The 1,211-nt window shown below is 70.3% G+C and carries 2 protein-coding genes; both read right to left on the reverse strand.

Going from position 1 to position 1,211, the window contains the following annotated elements:
• Positions 1-58: 58 nt before the first annotated feature.
• Positions 59-937: an alpha/beta fold hydrolase gene (locus ACIRS4_RS37775; RefSeq protein WP_404204731.1), complete on the reverse strand. Its 879-nt coding sequence runs from the start codon at positions 935-937 to the stop codon at positions 59-61.
• A partial coding sequence (locus tag ACIRS4_RS37780) for a TetR-like C-terminal domain-containing protein (RefSeq protein WP_404204733.1) occupies positions 904-1,211 on the reverse strand: 308 nt, incomplete at its 5' end. The genes ACIRS4_RS37775 and ACIRS4_RS37780, both read right to left, overlap by 34 nt.

The following is a 1,211-nucleotide window of genomic DNA, read 5'->3' on the forward strand; positions in this document are numbered from 1 at the left end:
CCGCGTCGGCGTCCTCGGCGTAGAGGATGGTGTGCGCACCGGTGATCATGTGCCGACGCTAACAGCGTCCGGCCGCTCCGGCGCGCAGGTGCGCGGTCAGGATGTCGCCCAGTCGCGCGGCGAATTCGGGGGCCTCGGTGCGCATACCGTTGTGGGCGCCGGGGAACTCGGTGACCTCGATCCCCAGCCGGCGGGCGATCTCGACGGCGGGACGGTACGGCAGGCAGCCCTTCGTCTCACGCCCGGCGGCCAGGACCAGTCGATCGGCCACCGGGGCGAGCGCCGCGAAATCGGGTAGGTACGAGGTGAATTCCCGCAGCTCGTGTTCGAGCATCAGCGGGCCGTTGGCCGCCAGTCGTGCCCACATCTCGGCGGCGCGCGGCGGCAGTTCGTCGGGCATGGGAGACGGTTTCATCGCATTACCGATGCCCGCCAGGAAGCGCATCGACGCCGGGCCGGGGCCTTCGGTGCGGAACAGCGTGTAGACCTCGTCGATCATGGCGCGCTGTTCGGCGGCGTCGGGAAGGACGGCGAAACACGGTGGTTCGTGCGCGATCAGCAGCGACACCTGCTCTGGATGCCGGGCCAGCAGCTCGAGTCCGACGATCGCGCCATTGCTGCCGCCGACGACGAGCGCGGGCTCACCGGTGAGGTGGCTCAGCAGCCGGTGGACGTCGTCGCTCTGCACCTCGACCCGCTGGGTCCGCTGCGGACCGTCGAGAACACTGCGCGAATAACCGCGCTGATCCAGCGAAACCACCGTGAACCGGTCCTCGAGAACCTCGGCGATCGGGTCCACCGAGGCCGCGTCGCCCCCGCCGCCGGGCAGGAACAGCACGAGCGGGCCGCTGCCGCGCACCTCGTAGTAGAGGGTCGCGCCCGGTACCGGTAGCGTCTCGGATCTCATTGCGGGGTCTCCTGTTTCGATGTCGGCCACTGGGTCAGCAGCAGATGGAGGGCGTCGAGGATGCGCGCCCAGGACCCGTCGGTCTCGCGGGAGTGGTTGAAGCCGCCGACGGTCTCGAGCGTCGCGAAACCGTGGAAGGTGCTGCGCAGCAGGCGGCCCGCGTCGATGAGCTCTGGGCCGTCGAGGTCGTAGCCGCGCAGCAGGGCTTCGGTGAGCTGCACGCTGCGGACCGCTCCCGGGGCGTCGGCGATGGCCTCGATGTCGAGCTTGCGCTGGGTCGCGTCGTAGCGGCCGGGGTGTTCGC

It is taken from the genome of Streptomyces sp. NPDC101166 (genome assembly GCF_044768125.1).
Lineage (GTDB): Bacteria > Actinomycetota > Actinomycetes > Streptomycetales > Streptomycetaceae > Streptomyces.